This is a genomic window from Microbacterium bovistercoris (assembly GCF_003387575.1).
Taxonomy (GTDB): domain Bacteria; phylum Actinomycetota; class Actinomycetes; order Actinomycetales; family Microbacteriaceae; genus Microbacterium; species Microbacterium bovistercoris.
Genome location: NZ_QUAB01000017.1, coordinates 24,222 through 42,783, shown reverse-complemented (window position 1 = coordinate 42,783; position 18,562 = coordinate 24,222). Strand labels below are relative to the sequence as shown.

Here is an 18,562-nt window from a genome sequence, read left to right as displayed (position 1 = left end):
CGCAATCCCTTCATTGTCAAGTTTTCTTTATGGCATACGTACTCTTGAACCTGACACTTATAAACGCATGCCCTACACTGAACCTGCACGGGAGGTAGTGATGGCAGACGTCCAGTGGGGCGAAGTTCCAGAGAGCGTGCGGATCGTGATTGACGCACTACGCGCCAACATCGCGCACCACGCTGCAGCCCTGGAGGCGATTACTTGGCCTCGGGGTGCCCACGACATCGACGATGAGCTCACGGAGACCCTTCAGCAAACTGAAGCAGTCCTGCAGGCGTCAAAAGACCTTCGGTCGTTCCTGACCGCTTATGCTCATCGCTTCCATCAGCCACGCCCGACCATGGCGAACGTGGCTCGCGCCCAGAACGCGAGTCCTCAGGCTGTTTCGAGCCGGTACTCGAAGTCGACCGTAGAAGGAATTGCCGCGCTGAGGGAGTTCGAGAAGGCAGCGGCTGCTGGACGTACCCCCATCAATGACTCGCCTCAGTGGACAACGCTGACTGCCGCTATAGCGACGGGAATCCCGTCGCTCGCCCGCGCCATCTCGGAGAACGACACTGCGGCATACCTCGCCGACGAGATCGACAGCGGACTCCTCACGACAACCGATCCCGAGGACCCTCGGGCCATTGCGAGCAGGCTGCTCGCAGAGCTTGGCGCCGTGGAGCCCAACGACCTGTGAGAACTTTCTCTACTCCTTCAAGGCCGGCCTCCGGCCGGCGGCGCGATGGTCAGCTCGCCCATCTGCGGTGCGTCCGGTCCTCGCTTCGCTGCGGTCCGGGCGCTCCTCGCCGGCCGATCCGCCCGTCGCGCGACGGAGGCGAGTCCCATTCGCTCTCATGACCCGATTGATGAGGAAAACTTGCCGAACTTCGCCGCCGATCAGACGGTCTACACGACGCCTTGGGGCACTCAGCTCCACGGCGACTCGCTCGACTTGCTGGACAGTCTCGCTGACAGCAGCGTTGACCTGATCATCACGAGCCCACCGTTCGCGCTGCAGCGGAAGAAGGCCTACGGCAACGAGGATCAGGATGCATATGTTGACTGGCTAGCCCAGTTTGGCGAAGCGGCGAAGCGGGTCCTAAAGGACACAGGCAGTCTCGTCATCGACATCGGAAACGCATACCGGAAGGGAAGTCCCACCCGGTCCCTATACCCATACCGCGTCCTACTGAAGTTTGTGGACGAACTCGGATACCACCTCGCAGAAGAGTTCTTCTGGTACAACCCGGCGAAGCTTCCCAGTCCCCTGGAGTGGGTCAACAAGCGTCGCATCAGAGTCAAGGACGCAGTCAACACTGTGTGGTGGTTCTCAAAGACAGAGTGGCCGCAAGCGGACGTCAATCGTGTTCTTCAGCCGTACTCCAAGAACATGGAGAAGCTGCTAAAGGATCCGGAGAAGTACTATAAGACTTCGCTGCGCCCGAGCGAACACGAGATCTCGAAGCATTTCGGCAATGACAATGGCGGCGCAATCCCGCCGAATCTGCTGCAAATCTCCAACACCGAGTCGAACACGAACTATCTACGCCTTTGCCGTGAGCTCGCGATCAAGTCGCATCCGGCCCGATTTCCCAACGATCTTCCAAAGTTCTTCATAGAGTTTCTCACGACTCCCGGCGATGTCGTCGTGGACATTTTTTCAGGATCGAACACCACTGGGATGGTTGCAGAGCAACTGGGGCGCAAATGGTACTCGTTCGAGCTCAACCGTGATTACGCTGCCCTGTCTATTATGCGCTTTTTGCCTTCAATCCCAGCTAAAGCGGCGCTGAGGTTATATGAGAAGGCTCGAGAGAACGCCGTCTCACTGCCGTCAGAGGCGCGAGCTCTCGTTCCCGACGCGATACAGTCCGCGGAACAATCATTCAGGCACGCCGAGAAGGAACTGCACGCCGCCGAAGTGCAGAGGAAGCTCAAGTTTGAGCACATCGAAGAACTTGAACATAGAGCAGAGAAGGAGCAAGCCACCGCAGTCGGCACCGGCCGCGAACTTGTGGCCGCTATGCAAAGTGCGGGCGAGGAGGCCGCGCTAGCGATGGAGCGACAGTCCATCGCAATGAAGCGGATCAAGCTCGAAGCGAAGGCATTGGCCACGGCTCACGCGGCAGCTGCTGCGCTGGACAATTTCTATGGCCCTGCAGTCGTGACCTTGCCCGACGGACAAACAGACTGAGTGACCGCGATGACCTCCATGGATGGTTCGTCCCACCCGCCGCTGGTTCCGCCGGGAATGTTCGACCCGACTGTGCAGAGATCACGAGTGACCGAAGGCACGAAACGAGCGAATCAGCTATTTGCGTCCGGCCTTGAGCACTACGCCGCCTCGGCGACCGCTCACCTGACCGACAAGAAGCCGTTCGATATTCCGATGCTGTCACCCTTTCCACCGTTGCTCCGGGTCTATATGTTCACATTGACGACGCATCCATCAGAGCGGCAGGAAGGAGCGTACCGAATCCAGATCACCCTTCCGCAGCAGCGTCGGCATTTCGATACCACCGACGATCCTTTCCTCATCCTGGCCGGGTATGAGCCGAATCTCGAAGTGTTTGCCTTGTGGGACGCCCTGGCTCATGATGAGGGGCAAGGCATCACTCACTCCAAGGGTGTGCAGATTCGCGAGGAAACGTTGTTAACAGCATTGTCGCAGGGGGTCGCGTGTCAGCGGAGGACGCTCCGGCGCAGCGGAGACACCGAGACAGTCGTTGCGGCGCGGCCAGACGCGCTACCGGAGGCCCTCGAACTCCGGTGGCAGTTGTCGCTCGAACGTTTGACTTCGTGATGTCCGAGGGATGGGGATCTTCCGGGTGGACCCCGGAACCCGAGTATGCCAGCGATCGCGATGACATCCTCAACGACTTCTATATGCATGCACTTGCGGAATCAGTCACGTACGACCGGATTACGGGCTTCTTCGCCAGCAGTGCGTTGTCGCTGTATTGGGGAGCAATGCCGGGCTTCGTGGATCGCGGGGGAAAGATTCGCATTCTATGCTCGCCCCGCATCACCGAGGAGGACGCCGACGGCATCGAGCGCGGCTATGGAGCGCGTGATGATGATTCTCTGGCGGCAACGCTACGAGCGGAATTCCAGACGCTGCTCGTCAACGACCAGCTGCGTAAGCCTGCACTCGCACTAGCTGCACTCATTTCCGAGAACATACTGGAAGTTCGACTTGCTCGTGTAGCAGGTGCATCTGTCGATGACCGCCGGATGTTCCACGACAAGGTTGGGCTCTTCAGCGACACGCACGGTCAACGCATCGGGTTTCGCGGATCGATGAACGAGACGCGGTACGGCATTGCCTCAGACGGCAACATCGAGTCCTTCGATGCGTGGACGAGCTGGACCGGGCACAACGACAGCGTCCGTGTTCAGCGATCCGCGGAACGCTTCGAGAAGCTTTGGAGCGGCTGCAGCAATGGAGTAGAGGTCTTGGCTCTTCCTGCCCCGTTCCGCCACTGGCTCGAGTCTCAGTCGAGGAATGTGCGCTGGCGAGAGCTGGCAGTTGAGGTATCAACCGATGCCGAGCAAGATCCTGTAATCCGAACAGCCCCCGATGGGCGGCCGCTGCGAGAGCAACAGATCACCGGTTTGGAGCTGTGGGCAGAGCACGGACATCGTGGAATCCTGGCTCATGCCACTGGCTCCGGAAAGACGGTGACCGGCATTACTGCGATTGCCCACCACACCGGGCCGGCGCTCGTCGTCGCACCCTCCAGGCTCGTCGCGAGACAGTGGAAGGAACAGCTTGAGGAGACCGGCCGACGGGTGCATCTGTGCGGTGACGGCGAGACGACATGGAAGACCCGGCTGAGGACCTGGCTCTCACTGCCCGCGACCGAACGCGTAGTCGTCGCGCTCGCACCAACAGCCACGCAGGAGAGCTTTATCAACCAAGCATCCCGCGCAGACAATCTCCTCCTGGTGGGAGATGAGGTCCATCGCCTCGGCGCTGCATCGTTTCGGAAGATCCTGGCGATCGATGCAGCCGCGAGGCTTGGCCTATCCGCGACACCGGAGCGTGCCGGTGACCCGGAAGGCACGTCTGCTGTACTCGACTACTTCGGTGGTGTGATCCACCGCTACACACTCAGGGATGCGCTGAAGGCCGGTGCGCTCTGCGACTACTTGTACTACCCACAGCTAGTGAGACTTTCTCCTCAAGAGCAGGAAGATTGGGACAAATTCAGCAAGAGAATCGGCCAGTTGGTTGCGCAGTCGCACGGCGCCTCCGGTGGCCCAACCGCGAGCCAGCTTGAGCAGATACGCATGATGACGATGCAGCGAGCTCGGATCGCAAAGAAGGCGGCTGCAAAGACTCCTCTGGCACAGGCTGTCGTCGTCAAGCATTACGACCGAGGGCAACGCTGGCTCGTCTATTGCGATGACAAAGAGCAGATGGACGACGTCACCACCGGCCTACGGGGCGCCGGCATCGATGCATACCAGTATTACTCGGATATGCCAGCGGACAAGGCTGCGACGTTGCGTCACTTCGACGAGAACGGCGGCGTGATCGTTTCAATTAAATGTCTTGACGAAGGCGTGGACATACCGAACGCCGATCATGCTCTGATCCTTGCCTCATCTAGAAACCCACGTGAGTTTATCCAGCGGAGAGGACGCGTGCTCCGGAAAGCGGACGGGAAGAATGTCGCGACCATATACGATGCAATCCTGCAACCCGACAGTTTGGATGAAACCTCCGGGATATCGTTGCTGAAGGGAGAACTTGCGCGCGCCGGTGGCTTCGCTCGGGATGCTCTGAACAGCGACGCGAGAGACCCATTGGAGCGGCTAGTTGTAGGACTTGGCGGCGATCTTGAGGCACTCTATGAGTATCTGGACAGCGGCGAAGAGACGGACGACTGACGGAGTACGAGAGCCGGCCCAGTAAGACTCAACCATCCACGTAACAGGAGGGCGAAGCATGCGAGACAGTCTCGCCGACGTTGTCGAGTCGGTGCGTTCAGAGTTCTTTGGTCACATCGATCCGGAGCTCGTGTATCAGATCGTGGAGATCGAGAGGCGACTCGTTGAGAACCGCCCACGAGCTCAGGAGGGCGTTGCTCGCGCCATCCAACAGCACCTGTCCGGGAGCGCCGACGTTTGAAGTACCGGCACCTGACAGTTGAGAATTTCCTTGTTTTCAAGGGGGAGCAGCACCTCAGCATTCCTGACAAGGACGGCGTCGTTGTCGTGTACGGCCGCAACGGGAAGGGTAAGACGTCACTGCTGAACGCCTTCCGCTGGGTATGGAGCGGCCAGGTTCGGAAACGCAGCACGAGACCACTACCCATCGAAGACATCACGAACAGCGTCGCGCTGCAGGAAGCGCACGGCGGCTCAGTGCGCTGCCGCGTCCGGTTGGAATTCGAAACTGACGGCGCGGAATGGGATCTCACTCGCTCACTCACCCACGCTGGCGGCGAGTATTCCCAGGAGCTGATCCTTCGGAAGAACTCGGTTGCGCTCAGCGCGGCCGATGCAGAGCGGCAGCTCGCCGAACTCATGCCGCGCGAGATTGAGCAGTTCTTCCTGTTCGACGGTGAGCTGCTGGACCAATACGAGAAACTTCTTGACGATGACAGCACCGCTGGTGCGACACTCCGCGAGGACATCGAGCGCATCCTAGGGCTTCCGATCCTGGAGCACGCCGCCCAGGACAGCGCTCGAGTAGGCGAGGATGCCGGCAAGGAGATCGCCAAGGCTGCGCAGCGCGACTCCAAGACGAAGGTTCTCGGCGACGCACTGATTACAGAGCAGAATCGCCTTGCGACCTTCCGCAAGAACTATGAGGCGGAAGACGCGAAGGCCAAGGACTTCGAAGCGGAGGCTCGCAAACTCGAGCAGCAGGTGGCGGAGCAGTCCGGAAAGCTCCAGATCAAGGCACTTCGAGACGAGACCCGCAATAGCTTGCTGGATGCTGAGCGGGAGCATGCCGAGACCCGAGAGAGGTTCCAGGGCCTTCTCGCGGACTCATGGCGGGCTGTGCTCGTCGAGCCGATCGAGGCACGCTTGGACCAGAGCCAGATTGAACTCGACTCGTTGGAAGAGGAGCTTGACGATCTAAGGTTCGCGGCAAGCCTCGCGCGCCACTACGACGCGTCCTCGGGCGTGTGCCCCGTATGTGAGTCGCATTTGGGTGCAGAGAACCGTGCGGCCGTGGAGAGCCACCTCAAGGCGCATGGTTCAAATGACCTGATGTCTGCCGAGGACAAGTTGGTCGACCTCAAGGCGAACCTGAAACGCCTCCGTCACTCGCGACGCGGTCATGAAGTCCGTGCCGAGATCAGGACAGTGGAGGACAGCTATCTGAAGCTGCAGCAGCAGATTGAGGACTACAAAGAGGATCTCGACGACTATGACGACAAACTCAAGGGTCACGATGACGACCTGAACGAGTTGGTGCAGCGGACGAAGAACGTCGAGATCCAACTGAATCGCGCGCGAGACGAGTACCGGAAGCAACGCGACCAGTATGAGCAGGCCAAACAGAACATTGCGAAGCTGGATGAGCGTATCCGGCTGCTTGGTGGAGCCGGCCAGGCTGACCAAGATGTCTATATCCGCCAACGCCTGGCCGAGGACCTTTCCAAACTCTTCGAGCAGGCTGTGGTCACCTATCGGGACCAGCTCAAGGAAAACGTTCAACAGAAGGCTACGGAACTGTTCCTGGCTATGCGGTCAGAGCAAGACTTCGTGAAGCTGACGATCAACGAGTCCTACGGACTGAGAATCCTCGACAGTCAAGGCGAACCAGTGAAACACCGCAGTGCTGGCTATGAGCACCTGGTTGCGCTATCCCTGTTGGGAGGTCTGCAAGCGAGCTCCCCAATCAGTGGCCCGCTTGTGATGGATTCGCCGTTCGGGCGCCTCGACGAGCACCACGTTGATGATGTCGTGAAAAACGTCGACAAGCTCACCTCACAGGTATTCCTCCTCGTCACTGAGCGCGAGCTGCCTCGCGAGACCGCGCGTGATCTGCTCCGAGGTCGCATGCTGGCAGAGTTCGAACTACGGCGTGGCGCATCTGCTCACGAGACAAACCTTCAGGAGCTACACAGTGTCTGACACATCCTCGACTCGAGGGCGTGTGAACATCGCCCTGACCGGCAAGGCGGAACTCGCGAGAGACGAAGTTCACGAGCGTTTTCCCTTCAAGGAAAAGCAGCAAATCGTCCGTCTCGGTCTTTCCTATGCCATGCGCCTGAAGCTCGAGCCCATCCGTGGTGCTGGGTTCGGTCGAGCGGGCGACGGACAGAACATGAACGTGGGCTCGTTCGACCCGAGCGGGGAACTGCTTGACTTGGTGCGAGCCTTCTACCCGGATGCGGAGGATCCAGCGGAAGTCGCCGAGACGCTCATGAGCCTTGGGCTTGTACAGCTTGCAGCCGACCTAAGGAACAGCACAGTCACGCGGATCACCGACATCCTGTACGCCGGTGATGGAGATTGACGGAGCGCCTCGGGATGAGCTGCTGTGCATCCTCGCCAACCCGCCTGCAGGATCTGGGGAAAGAACCCTTGCCCGACTGGAATTAGCTCGCGGCATCCTTGGCTTCCAAGTTGCGCGGATCGGTAACTTGTTTGCGTTCCCTTCTGCAGACGTCACAGCTATCTCGGATCTCGGCGCGGAACCCGACGGATGGCTGACCGCGCGCGAACACCTGGATACAGCGCTCTCGTCGTCTGACGGAGTGCTGCTTGCGTATGGTGTGGCAGTACCGACCGGAGCAGCCCGGACCCACCACAGAGCCCAGATACAGTGGCTCCACGAGCGGATACTCGAGAGTGAGCGCCCCGTCTTTCAGGTCGGCGATGGACCACGCCACCCGTCGCGATGGCAACGGTGGACGGCGCGACACTACCCGGCGTCACCGTTTCTTGAAGCCTTGGGGGCGTCGCTTGCGATGATTCAGCTCATCCCGGGAGTACCTTCGCAGTCGCGCCCTGCTGTGCCGGCAACTAGTGATCCGTTCCCACCGGTGCACCAGAGCGACGTCCCGGTTGGCACGGTGATGCTCCCGATTGGCTAGATTTGGCTTCATCAGCACTTTGAGTCCAGGAGAGCGGCACCATCAGAGCATCTTCCAATACCTTGCTGGGGTTCGCGGTCCTGAAGGCCAACTTCAACGCCAACGCACCGAGCTACCTCGACAGCTTCCAACCGTTTATTCTGTCGGTCCTTGCCGAATCGAACCGACCGTACCTACAGCGGGAGGAGATCGCTGGGGTGATCCACGATAGTTTCGGCATCGACATCCCAAATCTGGTGATCAAGTCGCTCCTTCGGGCCATGTCAAAGCAGAAGCTCACCGAGCCCGTCGGATCCACAGCTGTCCAGATCACAGCCAAGGGCCTTGAATCGGCACCGGCTCTCCAGCAGCAGGTTGCGCAGTACAACCAGCGCCAGACTGACCTCGTCGCGACGTTTGAGGCCTTCGTTGCCGATCGGTTCCCGGGACAGCTTGACTCCATCGCAGTTCCTGTATCGACTCTGCTTGCAAGTTACTTCGAACGCCATGCCGCACCGCTCCTCAATGAGGGCCTTCGAAATCGAAAGGGAAGTACCCCATCTGCACACGATGGCACCGACTACGTCGTCGCCGCCTTTGTGACTGACCTCGCCTCCCGGGATCACGTGAGATTCGCCTATGTCGTCGAGGCAGCCAAGGGAGCGATGCTCTCCGCCGTGCTGCTGCTTGATACATCTGAGCTCAAGAACTCACTAAACAACTTGACGCTTGTGCTCGATACGCCGGTCCTGATGGACGCCCTTGGATTCCATGGCGAAGTTGCCGAGATCGCGACTAATCAACTGATCACGCTGGCGACTGAACAATCTGCGCAGGTGGCTACCTTCGACCACAGCGTGAGCGAGCTGGACGGGATCCTTGAACATGTTGAACAGGCGCTCCGCAAGGGCGCTCGCAGTCGGTCGACGTCGGCTGGATTCCTTCACTTTGTCGAGATTGGCGCGACGCCGGCCGACCTCATGCTGATTCGCGGCAAGCTTCACGAACTTCTGCGTCAGGCCGGAATCGAGGTGATTCCGCGTCCCGATGGGTACTACCAGTACGGACTTGACGAGACAAAGCTCGAAAATCTCATCCAGTCGAAGGTCCGATATTTTCAGGATGCCGCTCGCGTCAACGACGTGATCTCGCTGTCATCTACTCACCGTCTGCGGAAGGGCGCACGCAGCCGAACGCTCGAGTTGTGTCGCGCGGTCCTTGTCACAACCAACGTGAATCTCGTATTGGGTGCGATCGAGTTTGACGATCGCGGGGGGAGCTTCCCGCTAGCTGCGATGACGGACTCAGTCGCGAGCGTCCTCTGGGTACGGAGTCCTGCGGCCGCCCCCGATGCTCCACGAGAAATGCTTCTTGCCGCAGCTTATGCCGGCATGCAGCCCAACCCGGTCGTTTGGACAAAATACCTTGACGAGGTCGACGCCCTCGAGCAGTCCAACTCTGTGACCGCTGACGAAGCCGTCATCCTCCGGACCAGTCGAATCAGCCGCGAAGCGTTGATGGAAGAGACTCTTGGCATTAGCGAGTCGGTGAGCCCAGAGTCGCCATTGACGGTCCTGGAACGCGTGCGAAGTGACGCCACCGCGCCGCTCGAGGAACAGCTGCGAGAACTTGAGACACGTGCAGCTCATGCCGACACTGCCGCAGACAGCGCGTCCGCCGACTGGCTAAGGCAGGTCAGCGCTCGTGAGGCTGCAGAATCTGACCGGGATAAGGCTCGAGCGGCTGCCGCAGACGCAGAGGCGCAGCTCGCGCAAGCCCGCGATGCGGAACAGGCCAAGCTCACAAACATTCGGAATCAATCGAATCGCGTTGCACATCGAACGCGCGCAATCCTTGTTGGGATCGTTCGCATCGCGGGGATCTTGGCTACAATTTGGGCGCTAATCGTGTTCCTCCAGCTTCCTGACCCCAGCGAACGTACCGGTGTCATCATTGTCGGCGCTGCTGGTCTCGTGGCCGCGCTCGCGCTTTTCCTGCCACCGGCTGGCAAATCCCTTGATGCGTGCGAACGAGCTCTCGCTCGGCGAGTCGAACGACGACGTCTGCGATACCTCGGGTATGAACCGGGATCAAACTGGCCGCCTGCAGGAGATCCGTCACGTCCATGAGTGTGCCGGTTCTGTGCCGGTAGCTCCGCTGAAACCACCCTCAACCAGCCGCGACCAACGATGACAAGATCCGCGTAATTATGCGGCAAGCGGCGACCAACGAGCACCCACTACCCCGCCGCATCCAACTGAAAATCGAAAGGTCACCGGATCGATGCCGGTCGGAGCCACAAGGGTGATCGTTACAATCACCCCAGGAACCCTCGCGTAGCTTCTACATCGCGGGGGTTTCGTCTTGTCCGGGTGCGGGGCGGTCGAAGGATGCCTGCAGGGCCTCGATCACGACCGTGCGCTCACGTCGCGCCATCCAGCGGTAGATCGGTGTCGCCAGGCGGGAGAGTCCGTACACCCGCATCCGAGCGTGGTGACGCACCCGCGTGGACCGCTGGCTGATGGCCTCGAGCCGGTACCCGGGCCACCCCTCGGACTTGAGCTTCCCCTTCGAGGTCGCATCCCACCAGTGGAAGACGATCGCGGTGGGCCGCACGTACTCGGTGACATCGCCCGGCACGTCACCCGCGGATGTCTCATCGAAGTAGGTCGTGCCGGGGCCGACCGGCCCCGGCGAGGTCAGCCGTGTCCGGCGCAGCAGGCTCCCACGCGACGGCATCCATTCCCCGTACCCGTCGATGTCGGCAAGTCGGTCGAACACCTGCTCGATCGGCGCCTCGACCACCCGAACCAGCTCGAACTCGATGACGCTCATGGGGTCATCGTCCTCCCGCAGCAAGCTCGGTGCAACGGCTCGTGAGGCCATGGGATCGACGGAGCGACGGCGGGTCCCTCTGACGCCACGCTGCCGGCATCCCGGTCGCGAACGTCGTCGGCCGATCAGTCGTCGGTCTCGAAGGCGAGGGTGTTCCCGTCAGGGTCCTGCACCCAGGCGATGCGGCCACCACCCGCACGGGGATAGATCCCCCGATCGTCCTCACCGAAGGCCTCGTAACGGGCGAATTCCGCACCCGCCGCGGTCAACTCGGTGACCAGCGCATCGAGATCGTCGACGTACCAGGTGGCGACCGTCGAGCGCGTCGCTCCCGCCAAGGGCGTCTCGAACACGTTGAGCATGGTCCCCTCGCCGCAGGCGTAGAACCGGGAGCCGCCTTCGATGTCGGCACTCGGACCGATGCCTTCCGGCACGAGACCCAGCACCTCCTCGTAGAACGACGCGGACCGTGTGATGTCCGTCACCCCGATCGAAGCCCTGACCGGGTAGTCACCCAGCTTCATGACGCCACCCTCCTCCTCCTCAGACCTGACCGCCCCAGACCTCGGGGAACTGCGACGAGACGCCGGTCTTCCTGCCCTCGGCGTCGTAGGTGTAGAAGCCCTCACCGTCGGCGATGCCGGTCTTGCCGTTGTCGATGCCGCGCTTCAGCACCTCGATGAACGGGCTGGGCTGCGGGTTGTTCGCCTGGATGTTGTACGCGACGTTGAAGCCGACCACGTCGTAGATCTCGAACGGACCCTGCGGCGAACCCGTCGCCTTGCGCCAGATGCCGTCGATGTCGTCGACCGAGCCGATGCCGTTCACATACAGTCGCGCGCCGGCGTCGAGGAACGGGATGAGCAGGCCGTTCAGCAGATAGCCGGGCGACTCCTTCCGCACCCGATAGGGCACCAAGCCGATCTCGGTCGCGAATTCGACGAGGGCGTCCATCACGGCGGGGTCCGTTCCCGGGTGCCCCATCACCTCGCCCGTGTTCGCACGCCAGACCATGTTCGCGAAGTGCAGAGTGCCGAGCCGGTCCGGGCGTCCGGTCGCGTCGGCGAAGGTGCTCGGCATGAGCGACGACGTGTTGGTCGCGAAGATCGCCCCGGCGGGAGCCGCCTCTCCCACCTGCGCCCCAGACCTTCTTCTTCAGCTCCAGGTTCTCCGGAACAGCTTCGACGACGACGTCCGCATCGCCGACCGCCTCGGCGAGCACCGTCGTCGTGCTGATGCGACCGATCGCGGCGTCGAACTTCTCGTCGCTGAAGTCGGGGAGGTCGGTGCGGTAGTGCCCGCGCATCCATTCCCATCGCGCCGGCAGCTTCGCGAGGATCTCGTCAGAGATGTCGTAGGCCCGCACGTCCTTGCCGTGATACGCCGCCTGCATGATGATCTGCGATCCCAGCACTCCGGTGCCGAGCACTGCCACGTTCTGCATGTTCTCCACGTTCCGTCCCTTTCGTCCGTCACTGAGCACAACGTCTCACGCGAGCATCGTATGCCGCAGGCCGGGGCGCTGCCAGGGTGGGCGACCGGAGGAATAGGCTGGATCGGATGGGCAGACGGACGACGCAGAACACCCGTGCCCGCCGAGCCTCGGGCGTCGTCAGCGTCGTCGTGATTGTGCTCCTGCTCGTCGCTGCGCTGGCTTCCGGCGTCCTCGACCAGGAGACGGATGCCGCGCCCGCACCGACCGTCCCGACCGCGTCACCCATCCCGACCGCGCCGCAATCCTCGGCCCCGGCCCCAGGCTCCGCCCTCGATCTGCTCGCAACGCTCCCCATCAAAGGCCGCGCTGCGAAGACCGGGTACGACCGCGCCCAGTTCGGCCCGCGCTGGCAGGACGTCGATCACAACGGATGCGACACCCGCAACGACGTCCTCGGCGCGCAGCTCACCGGCCCCGTCCTCGACGGCCGCTGCAAGGTCACCGCGGGCACGCTTCACGATCCGTACACCGGGACGACGATCGCCTTCGTCCGGGGCCAGGGCACCTCGGAACTGGTGCAGATCGACCATGTCGTCGCCCTCAGCGACGCGTGGCAGAAGGGCGCGCAGTCGCTGACCCCGGAGCAGCGGGCGGCGTTCGCCAACGACCCGCTGAACCTGCTCGCCGTCGACGGGGCCGCGAACTCGCGGAAGCGCGACGGCGACGCCGCGACCTGGCTGCCGAAGAACAAGGACTTCCGCTGCGAGTACGTCGGCCGGCAGGTCGCCGTGAAGACGAAGTACGCCCTGTGGGTCACGCAGGCGGAGCACGACTCCATCGCGCACGTGCTCGGAACGTGCCCGGAGAAGCGGATGCCGACTTAAGTAGGGGTCTGGTCGATACCGGCGGCCGATTCCCGGCTCGCGCACGCTCGCGAACATGGAGTCATGACACTTTCGAACCCCGTCCTCAACTCCGTGGCATTCCGTGGACCGGCACGTGTCGGCGGGACGGCCGCCGGTCGCATCAACGACGTCGCACCGGCCGTCGCATCCGGTCACCGGATGACCTTCGCCGGCGCCGTCGGGCGCACCGCCGTCCTGTTCGCCGTGCTGCTGGCCACCGCCGTCGGCGGCTGGGAATGGACCCGGATCACCGGCACCGGCCTCGCCGGAATGATCCCGTGGATCGTGGGCGGCGCCGCGGCGATCGTCCTGGGGATCACGGTCGGCGTGACCTCGCGGACGCGCGTACGCCCCGGGCTCATCGTCGCCTTCGCAGCTGTCGAGGGCATGGTCGTGGGTTCGGTCTCGGCCTGGTTCGACCACCGCTACCCGGGAGTGGTCCTGCAGGCGGTGCTCGCGACGCTCGTGGTGACCGGCATCACGCTCCTGCTGTCGGCGACCGGCCTGGTGCGCGCGAACCGTCGCGCCACCCGCGTGTGGATCGTGGCCATGATCGGCTACGTGCTCTTCACCGCGGTCGACGCCCTGCTCGCGTGGACGGGCATCGTGCCCGACGCCTTCGGTACGCACGGACAGCAGCTGTTCGGCCTGCCGCTCGCGTATCTCATCGGGGCGTTCGTCGTCGTCATGGCCGCCTACGCGCTGATCCGCGACTTCGATGCGATCCGCGAGGGCGTCCGCAGCGGCGTCCCGAGCGACCGTGCATGGCTGGGCGCCTTCGGAGTGATGGTCACGATCGTCTGGCTCTACCTGGAGGTACTCCGAATCCTGGGTCGCGCCCGCAGCTGACCGAGCGATACGGCGGATGCCGCCCCCGAGAACTCTCGGGAGCGGCATCCGCCGTCAGCACGACCGGTCCGATCAGCCGCATCCGCTTCGCGACGCGGGGCGGCGGCCCCCAGCCGGGGGCGTCCCCGTGGCGGCACGCGCGAGAAGGAACTCCGCGAAGGGCTTGGCGACCTCCGGGCCGCCGAGTCCTTCGAGAAAGAGGAACTGCCCCTGCGGGTTCACCTCCAGCCAGTACGGCACGCCACCGTCGGCCGCGGGCTTCAGATCGGAGATCCCCATCTCGAGCCCCAGCTCGACGTTGAGAGCGGCGAGACGAGCGGCGGTGTCAGCGTCGATCTCGGCGGTGCCGATCGTCGGGTTCGAGTCTGTTCGCCAATCCATCATCGGCGACTTCACGGTTCCGCAGATGACGGTTGACCCCCAGGTGCAGGCACGCAGGTGATCTTCACCCGGCACGAGTTCCTGATAGATCGCAGGCGAGAGAGCGAGCACGTCATCGCCGGGTAATCCCTCCGACGTCACCACGCCCGCCCGGAGTGGGACATCGATCGGACTTGCGACCGGCTTGGTAACCATGCGCCCACCGACCCGCTCGCAGAAGTTCCGGATCTCATCAGGAACCTGACTGACCAGGGTGGCTGGAACTCTCAACCCGACCTTCACTGCTGCGCACAACTGGACGAGCTTGAACTCCGCGCTCCGCGTCGCGTCCGGATCGCTCACCCAGATGCCCCGGAAACCGGACCGCACCAGACCGACGACCGCATCCCGACTCTCGTTGGAGACGACCTCGCGGGCAGCGGCGTCCCGCACGCGCTCTGGGACCCGGGGCTTGCCCACGCGCCGCCACCACATGAGATCGAGATCACCGATCGCGATGACACCGTCATCAGCACGAAGGCGCGCGCTCTCCGGGTGGGCCGGGTCGAAGCTGATGCCGCCGTCGGTCGGGACGCGGTCGGCATAAATCAGCGACACACGCCCGCCGGCCTGCTTGATCCAGTACGCCACCAACTCGGCGTGCAGGTCACCGACCTGAGTCAGGATACCGATGTGAGGCAAGTCAGCAGCCGTTGCCCCAGTAGTCGCAGTCGTCCCAGCCGCCTGGCGAGCCGGAGACCGTGGCACAGCCTGGCTTTGCAGCCATGCGCGCATCGATCTCGATGCCGACTTTCGTGCGCATCGCCTCTTCCCACTCGGCCAGCCCGTCCTGACCGACGAATTCCATCCACTCGGCCTTGAAGTTCCACACGGTGGGCACCAGGTCGCCGACCTCCGGCTCCTCCGCGAGGACGTACCGTCGTCCCGGCGTGTTGTCGATCCGCGGAGGACGTACGAATCCGTTGTCGATGGCCATGATGAATCCCTTCACTCGGGGGCATCCGAGTCGGCACACTGACCGGCTCAGCAACCCAGGAACGAGGAACCAGATCCTCGATATGGCCGACCATGGCCGAGCCGCACATCGAAGTCAACGGATCCCGGCCTGCATAGGGGCGAACGACGGGGCATAGGGGAACTGGCCGCACACCCCCGTGCCACACTGGCTGTCATGCCCCAGACGACCGATGATCCGCGCGAGGCGCGACGCGCACCCGAGACGCTCGACGTGTTCCAGCAGACCGAGGGGCACCCTCAGTTCCGTGTGGACGTCGAGCGCCTCCGCTTCTCGCCGTACTACTCCCGTCTCTCCGCCGTCACGCAGGTGATCTCGCAGACCGGCGCCGGACTCGCGGTGCACAACCGCCTCACGCACTCGATCAAGGTCGCCGCTGTCGCCCGCGCCATCGCGACGCACCTGTCCGCCCGGGACGACGAGGCCGGCCGCACGGCGGCCGAACTCGGCGGCGCGCACCCGGTCGTGGTGCAGGCAGCGGCAGCCGCACACGATCTCGGGCATCCGCCGTTCGGCCACCTCGGCGAGCAGACCCTCGACCGACTGGCACGCAGCCGCTTCGGCCTGTCGGAGGGGTTCGAGGGCAATGCGCAGACGTTCCGCATCATCACCCGACTCGACGAGCACGATCGCCCCGGTGTCGGCCTCAACCTCACCGCCGCGGTGCGCGCCGCCGTGCTGAAGTACCCGTGGCTGCGCGGAGAGGGCGGGCCGCGGCGCGGCGGCGCGGGCAAGTTCAACTTCTACGCGATCGACGAAGAGGACGCCCGCGAGGCACTGTCTGCCTACCCCCTGATCGAACGGGGTCAGCAGACCGTCGAGTGCTCGATCATGGATCTCTCCGACGACATCGCCTATTCGCTGCACGACCTCGACGACTTCTACCGCGCCGGTCTGCTGAACGCGGTGACGCTGTCGGCGGAGTTCCGCGGCTGGCATCGCGATCTCGCGCGGCTGCGCACGGTCGACGCGGCGGCGCTGCGCGCCGACGCCCGCACCCCGGGACACTCGCTGGAACTGCTCTGGCGGCGCCTGCAGGAGAAGGATGCCTGGATCGCCGACCCCGACGCGTTCAGCGAGGCCGTCGTCCGGGTCAAGGCGGAGATCATCGACGGGCTGCTCTCCGAGCCGTTCGACGGATCGCTGGCCACCGAGCGCGCGCTCGCCCGGTTCACCACCGAGTGGATCGCCCGGCTGCAGTCCTCGGTCGAAGTGCACCGGCATCCCGACATCCGATCCGGGCACGTCAGCCTCGACCGCCGCGCCTGGCACGAGGTCGCGGTGCTGAAGTTCCTGCACGAGCGATTCATCCTGGAGCGCCCCGACCTCACGGTCTATCAGCGCGGGCAGGCGACCGTGCTGGAGCGGCTGGTCGACGGGTTCGCGGCGTGGCTCGACGACCCCGCCGACGCCCGACGCGCCCCGCGTCGGCTGATCGACCTGGTCGAGCTCGCGCAGGACGACCATCGGCGCCTCGGCGGTCCGGGGACAGCCGCCGACCGCGACCGGCTGGCCCGAGGCCGCGGCATCATCGACTACGTCGCCTCCCTCACCGACGCGCAGGCCGGCTCACTCGACGCACTGCTCGCCGGCCAGACCGAGCGGCTCTGGGAAGCCGGGCAGGGGCTGTAGCGGCGCGTTCCTCCCGTTTCGAATGCGCTCAGACCGCGCGCTCGACGGGCTGTCGCAGGATCGTTCGCAGCTTCTCGGGTGCCGACCGGCGCGGATCGCCGAGGTAGATCTCGTGGTGCCGCCCCGTCATGCGCAGCCCGTTCTCGGGGATGAACAGGTTGTGCAGCTCATCGAGCACCGGCGCCTCGGCGTCATACGGGCCGACGTGCAGTGTCTGCACGCTGAGACCCTCGTCGTAGATCTCGAAGCGGACGGCGTCGAGGGCATCGGTCGCGCTGGCTCGGGCCGTCTCTCTCGCCGCCTCGACGTGCTCGGCGGTGATCCAGTCCGGCACCATGATCATCGCGGTCCAGTCCCATCGGCTCTTGTCCCTGGCACTCGTGAACACGTCCATGTCGTCGGCAGTCCAGAGCGCCTCGAGCGGCATCACCGTGTGGTCGCGGCCGAGCTCGCGCTTGCTGAAGAACTTCAGCTTGTACGCCAGCGGATACAGCGCGCCGACGGCGTCGCGGTACTCCGGCGCGGTGTTCGGATCACCGTGACCGTCGACCATCAGGAAGCTCAGCGGCGGCACGGTGATCAGGTCGACCCTGCCCCGCGCTGCGCGATAGCTCTCGATCTGCTTCTTCAGATCGACGGCGGGCATGCCGACCTCAACTCACGCGGAAGGTCGCATCGAGCGCGCCGTCGGTCAGCATCACGTCGATCGACGAGCGCGGTGCGCCCGCGTACTTGCGCTCCATCTCGGCGCTGATCGCCTGCTGCACCTCGTCGTCGGCGGCGATCGGGGTCAGCGTGATGTCCTCCCGCGGAAGCTCGAGCGCTGCGGCGCGGTCGACCTCGGCGATCGCGCCATCGCCCAGGGCGAAGGCCACCGGCCGTCCGGCGCGCACATGGCGGCACCACCATCCGGTCTCGCCGTAGGCCGAACGGATGTACGGCACGCCGTTGACCACCATCGACCAGATCGGCGTCGCGAGCGAATCGCCGTTCTGCTTGCGGGTCACGATCGCGACCACCTCGGTCTCGTCCAGCAGAGTCACCAGCTCATCGGATGCCATGGACTCGACGCTACCGCTGTCGTGCAGGTGCGTGCAGGCACAGGAACGACCGCGCGATCGAAAACGCCGCTACACAGGCACCCGCGCGCGCACGTGCAGACACGACCGCGCGGTCGAAAAAGCACCCCACCGCGGCATCCCGCCGACGAAAACGACCACGCGGTCGAAACGCCGCCCCACCGGCACCCGCGCGCGCACGTGCAGAAACGACCACGCGGTCGAAAAAGCACCCCACCGCAGCATCCCACCGACGAAAACGACCACGCGGTCGAAAACGCACCACACCGGCACCCCGCGCGCGCACGTGCAGAAACGACCACGCGGTCGAAAAAGCACCCCACCGCAGCATCCCACCGACGAAAACGACCACGCGGTCGAAAACGCACCACACCGGCACCCACGCGCGCACGTGCAGAAAC

17 protein-coding genes and 1 pseudogene are annotated in these 18,562 nt (G+C 63.6%); 10 read left to right on the top strand and 8 right to left on the bottom strand.

The annotated features are described in order from the left end of the window. Positions 1 to 100 precede the first annotated feature (100 nt). From DY023_RS04030 to DY023_RS03995, 7 genes are all read left to right on the top strand, one after another. Entirely contained in the window at positions 101 to 685 is a 585-nt protein-coding gene (locus tag DY023_RS04030; protein ID WP_116241067.1) for a hypothetical protein, read from the top strand. A 180-nt stretch (positions 686 to 865) separates the two neighbouring features. Next, positions 866 to 2,182 carry a DNA methyltransferase gene (locus DY023_RS04025; protein ID WP_245958582.1) on the top strand — a complete coding sequence of 439 codons (1,317 nt, stop codon included), beginning with the start codon at positions 866 to 868 and terminating at the stop codon, positions 2,180 to 2,182. Positions 2,183 to 2,191: 9 nt separating this feature from the next. Then, the gene (locus DY023_RS04020; protein WP_342770983.1) at positions 2,192 to 2,791 is read left to right on the top strand and encodes a hypothetical protein; all 600 of its coding nucleotides are present in this window, start codon (positions 2,192 to 2,194) and stop codon (positions 2,789 to 2,791) included. After that, positions 2,791 to 4,884 carry a DEAD/DEAH box helicase family protein gene (locus DY023_RS04015; RefSeq protein ID WP_245958585.1) on the top strand — a complete coding sequence of 698 codons (2,094 nt, stop codon included), beginning with the start codon at positions 2,791 to 2,793 and terminating at the stop codon, positions 4,882 to 4,884. The genes DY023_RS04020 and DY023_RS04015 overlap by 1 nt, the downstream gene beginning before the upstream one ends. A 237-nt stretch (positions 4,885 to 5,121) precedes the next feature. Next, complete coding sequence (locus DY023_RS04005; RefSeq protein WP_116241062.1) at positions 5,122 to 7,086, top strand: AAA family ATPase; 1,965 nt, start codon at positions 5,122 to 5,124, stop codon at positions 7,084 to 7,086. Between the two features lie 22 nt (positions 7,087 to 7,108). After that, complete coding sequence (locus DY023_RS04000; RefSeq protein ID WP_116241061.1) at positions 7,109 to 7,471, top strand: hypothetical protein; 363 nt, start codon at positions 7,109 to 7,111, stop codon at positions 7,469 to 7,471. 642 nt (positions 7,472 to 8,113) lie between these two features. Then, positions 8,114 to 10,159 carry a winged-helix domain-containing protein gene (locus tag DY023_RS03995; protein WP_181905715.1) on the top strand — a complete coding sequence of 682 codons (2,046 nt, stop codon included), beginning with the start codon at positions 8,114 to 8,116 and terminating at the stop codon, positions 10,157 to 10,159. Positions 10,160 to 10,373: 214 nt separating this feature from the next. Here DY023_RS03995 and DY023_RS03990 read toward each other — a convergent pair whose 3' ends face one another. The 4 genes and pseudogenes from DY023_RS03990 to DY023_RS18350 all read right to left on the bottom strand — a co-directional run. Beyond that, positions 10,374 to 10,865, bottom strand: coding sequence for an SRPBCC family protein (locus DY023_RS03990; protein ID WP_116241059.1), 492 nt, complete (start codon positions 10,863 to 10,865; stop codon positions 10,374 to 10,376). A 125-nt stretch (positions 10,866 to 10,990) separates the two neighbouring features. Continuing rightward, the gene (locus tag DY023_RS03985; protein WP_116241058.1) at positions 10,991 to 11,389 is read right to left on the bottom strand and encodes a VOC family protein; all 399 of its coding nucleotides are present in this window, start codon (positions 11,387 to 11,389) and stop codon (positions 10,991 to 10,993) included. 19 nt (positions 11,390 to 11,408) lie between these two features. Next, positions 11,409 to 11,945: a 3-hydroxyacyl-CoA dehydrogenase family protein gene (locus DY023_RS18205; RefSeq protein ID WP_281271903.1), complete on the bottom strand. Its 537-nt coding sequence runs from the start codon at positions 11,943 to 11,945 to the stop codon at positions 11,409 to 11,411. Positions 11,946 to 12,066: 121 nt separating this feature from the next. Then, positions 12,067 to 12,258 (bottom strand): annotated as a pseudogene (locus tag DY023_RS18350) (3-hydroxyacyl-CoA dehydrogenase); the annotation flags it as partial. Positions 12,259 to 12,425: 167 nt separating this feature from the next. Here DY023_RS18350 and DY023_RS03975 point away from each other — a divergent pair. Further along, positions 12,426 to 13,184 (top strand): GmrSD restriction endonuclease domain-containing protein, encoded by a 759-nt coding sequence (locus tag DY023_RS03975; RefSeq protein ID WP_116241057.1) that lies wholly within the window; start codon positions 12,426 to 12,428, stop codon positions 13,182 to 13,184. A 63-nt stretch (positions 13,185 to 13,247) separates the two neighbouring features. Next, positions 13,248 to 14,054 (top strand): Bax inhibitor-1/YccA family protein, encoded by an 807-nt coding sequence (locus DY023_RS03970; RefSeq protein ID WP_116241056.1) that lies wholly within the window; start codon positions 13,248 to 13,250, stop codon positions 14,052 to 14,054. Positions 14,055 to 14,126: 72 nt separating this feature from the next. On the opposite strand, the gene DY023_RS03965 is transcribed toward DY023_RS03970, so the two are convergent. Together DY023_RS03965 and DY023_RS03960 are read right to left on the bottom strand one after the other, a co-directional pair. After that, positions 14,127 to 15,209 carry an ATP-grasp domain-containing protein gene (locus DY023_RS03965; protein ID WP_147303256.1) on the bottom strand — a complete coding sequence of 361 codons (1,083 nt, stop codon included), beginning with the start codon at positions 15,207 to 15,209 and terminating at the stop codon, positions 14,127 to 14,129. After that, complete coding sequence (locus DY023_RS03960) at positions 15,118 to 15,411, bottom strand: hypothetical protein (protein WP_147303255.1); 294 nt, start codon at positions 15,409 to 15,411, stop codon at positions 15,118 to 15,120. Before DY023_RS03960 ends, DY023_RS03965 begins: the two co-directional genes overlap by 92 nt. A gap of 195 nt (positions 15,412 to 15,606) precedes the next feature. Between DY023_RS03960 and DY023_RS03955 the strand changes: the two genes are divergently transcribed. Next, complete coding sequence (locus DY023_RS03955) at positions 15,607 to 17,082, top strand: deoxyguanosinetriphosphate triphosphohydrolase family protein (protein WP_116241053.1); 1,476 nt, start codon at positions 15,607 to 15,609, stop codon at positions 17,080 to 17,082. A gap of 28 nt (positions 17,083 to 17,110) precedes the next feature. Here the strand turns inward: DY023_RS03955 and DY023_RS03950 are convergent, their stop codons facing one another. Then, complete coding sequence (locus DY023_RS03950) at positions 17,111 to 17,728, bottom strand: GyrI-like domain-containing protein (RefSeq protein WP_116241052.1); 618 nt, start codon at positions 17,726 to 17,728, stop codon at positions 17,111 to 17,113. 7 nt (positions 17,729 to 17,735) lie between these two features. Beyond that, positions 17,736 to 18,143 (bottom strand): DUF2255 family protein, encoded by a 408-nt coding sequence (locus DY023_RS03945; protein WP_116241051.1) that lies wholly within the window; start codon positions 18,141 to 18,143, stop codon positions 17,736 to 17,738. Positions 18,144 to 18,562 lie beyond the last annotated feature (419 nt).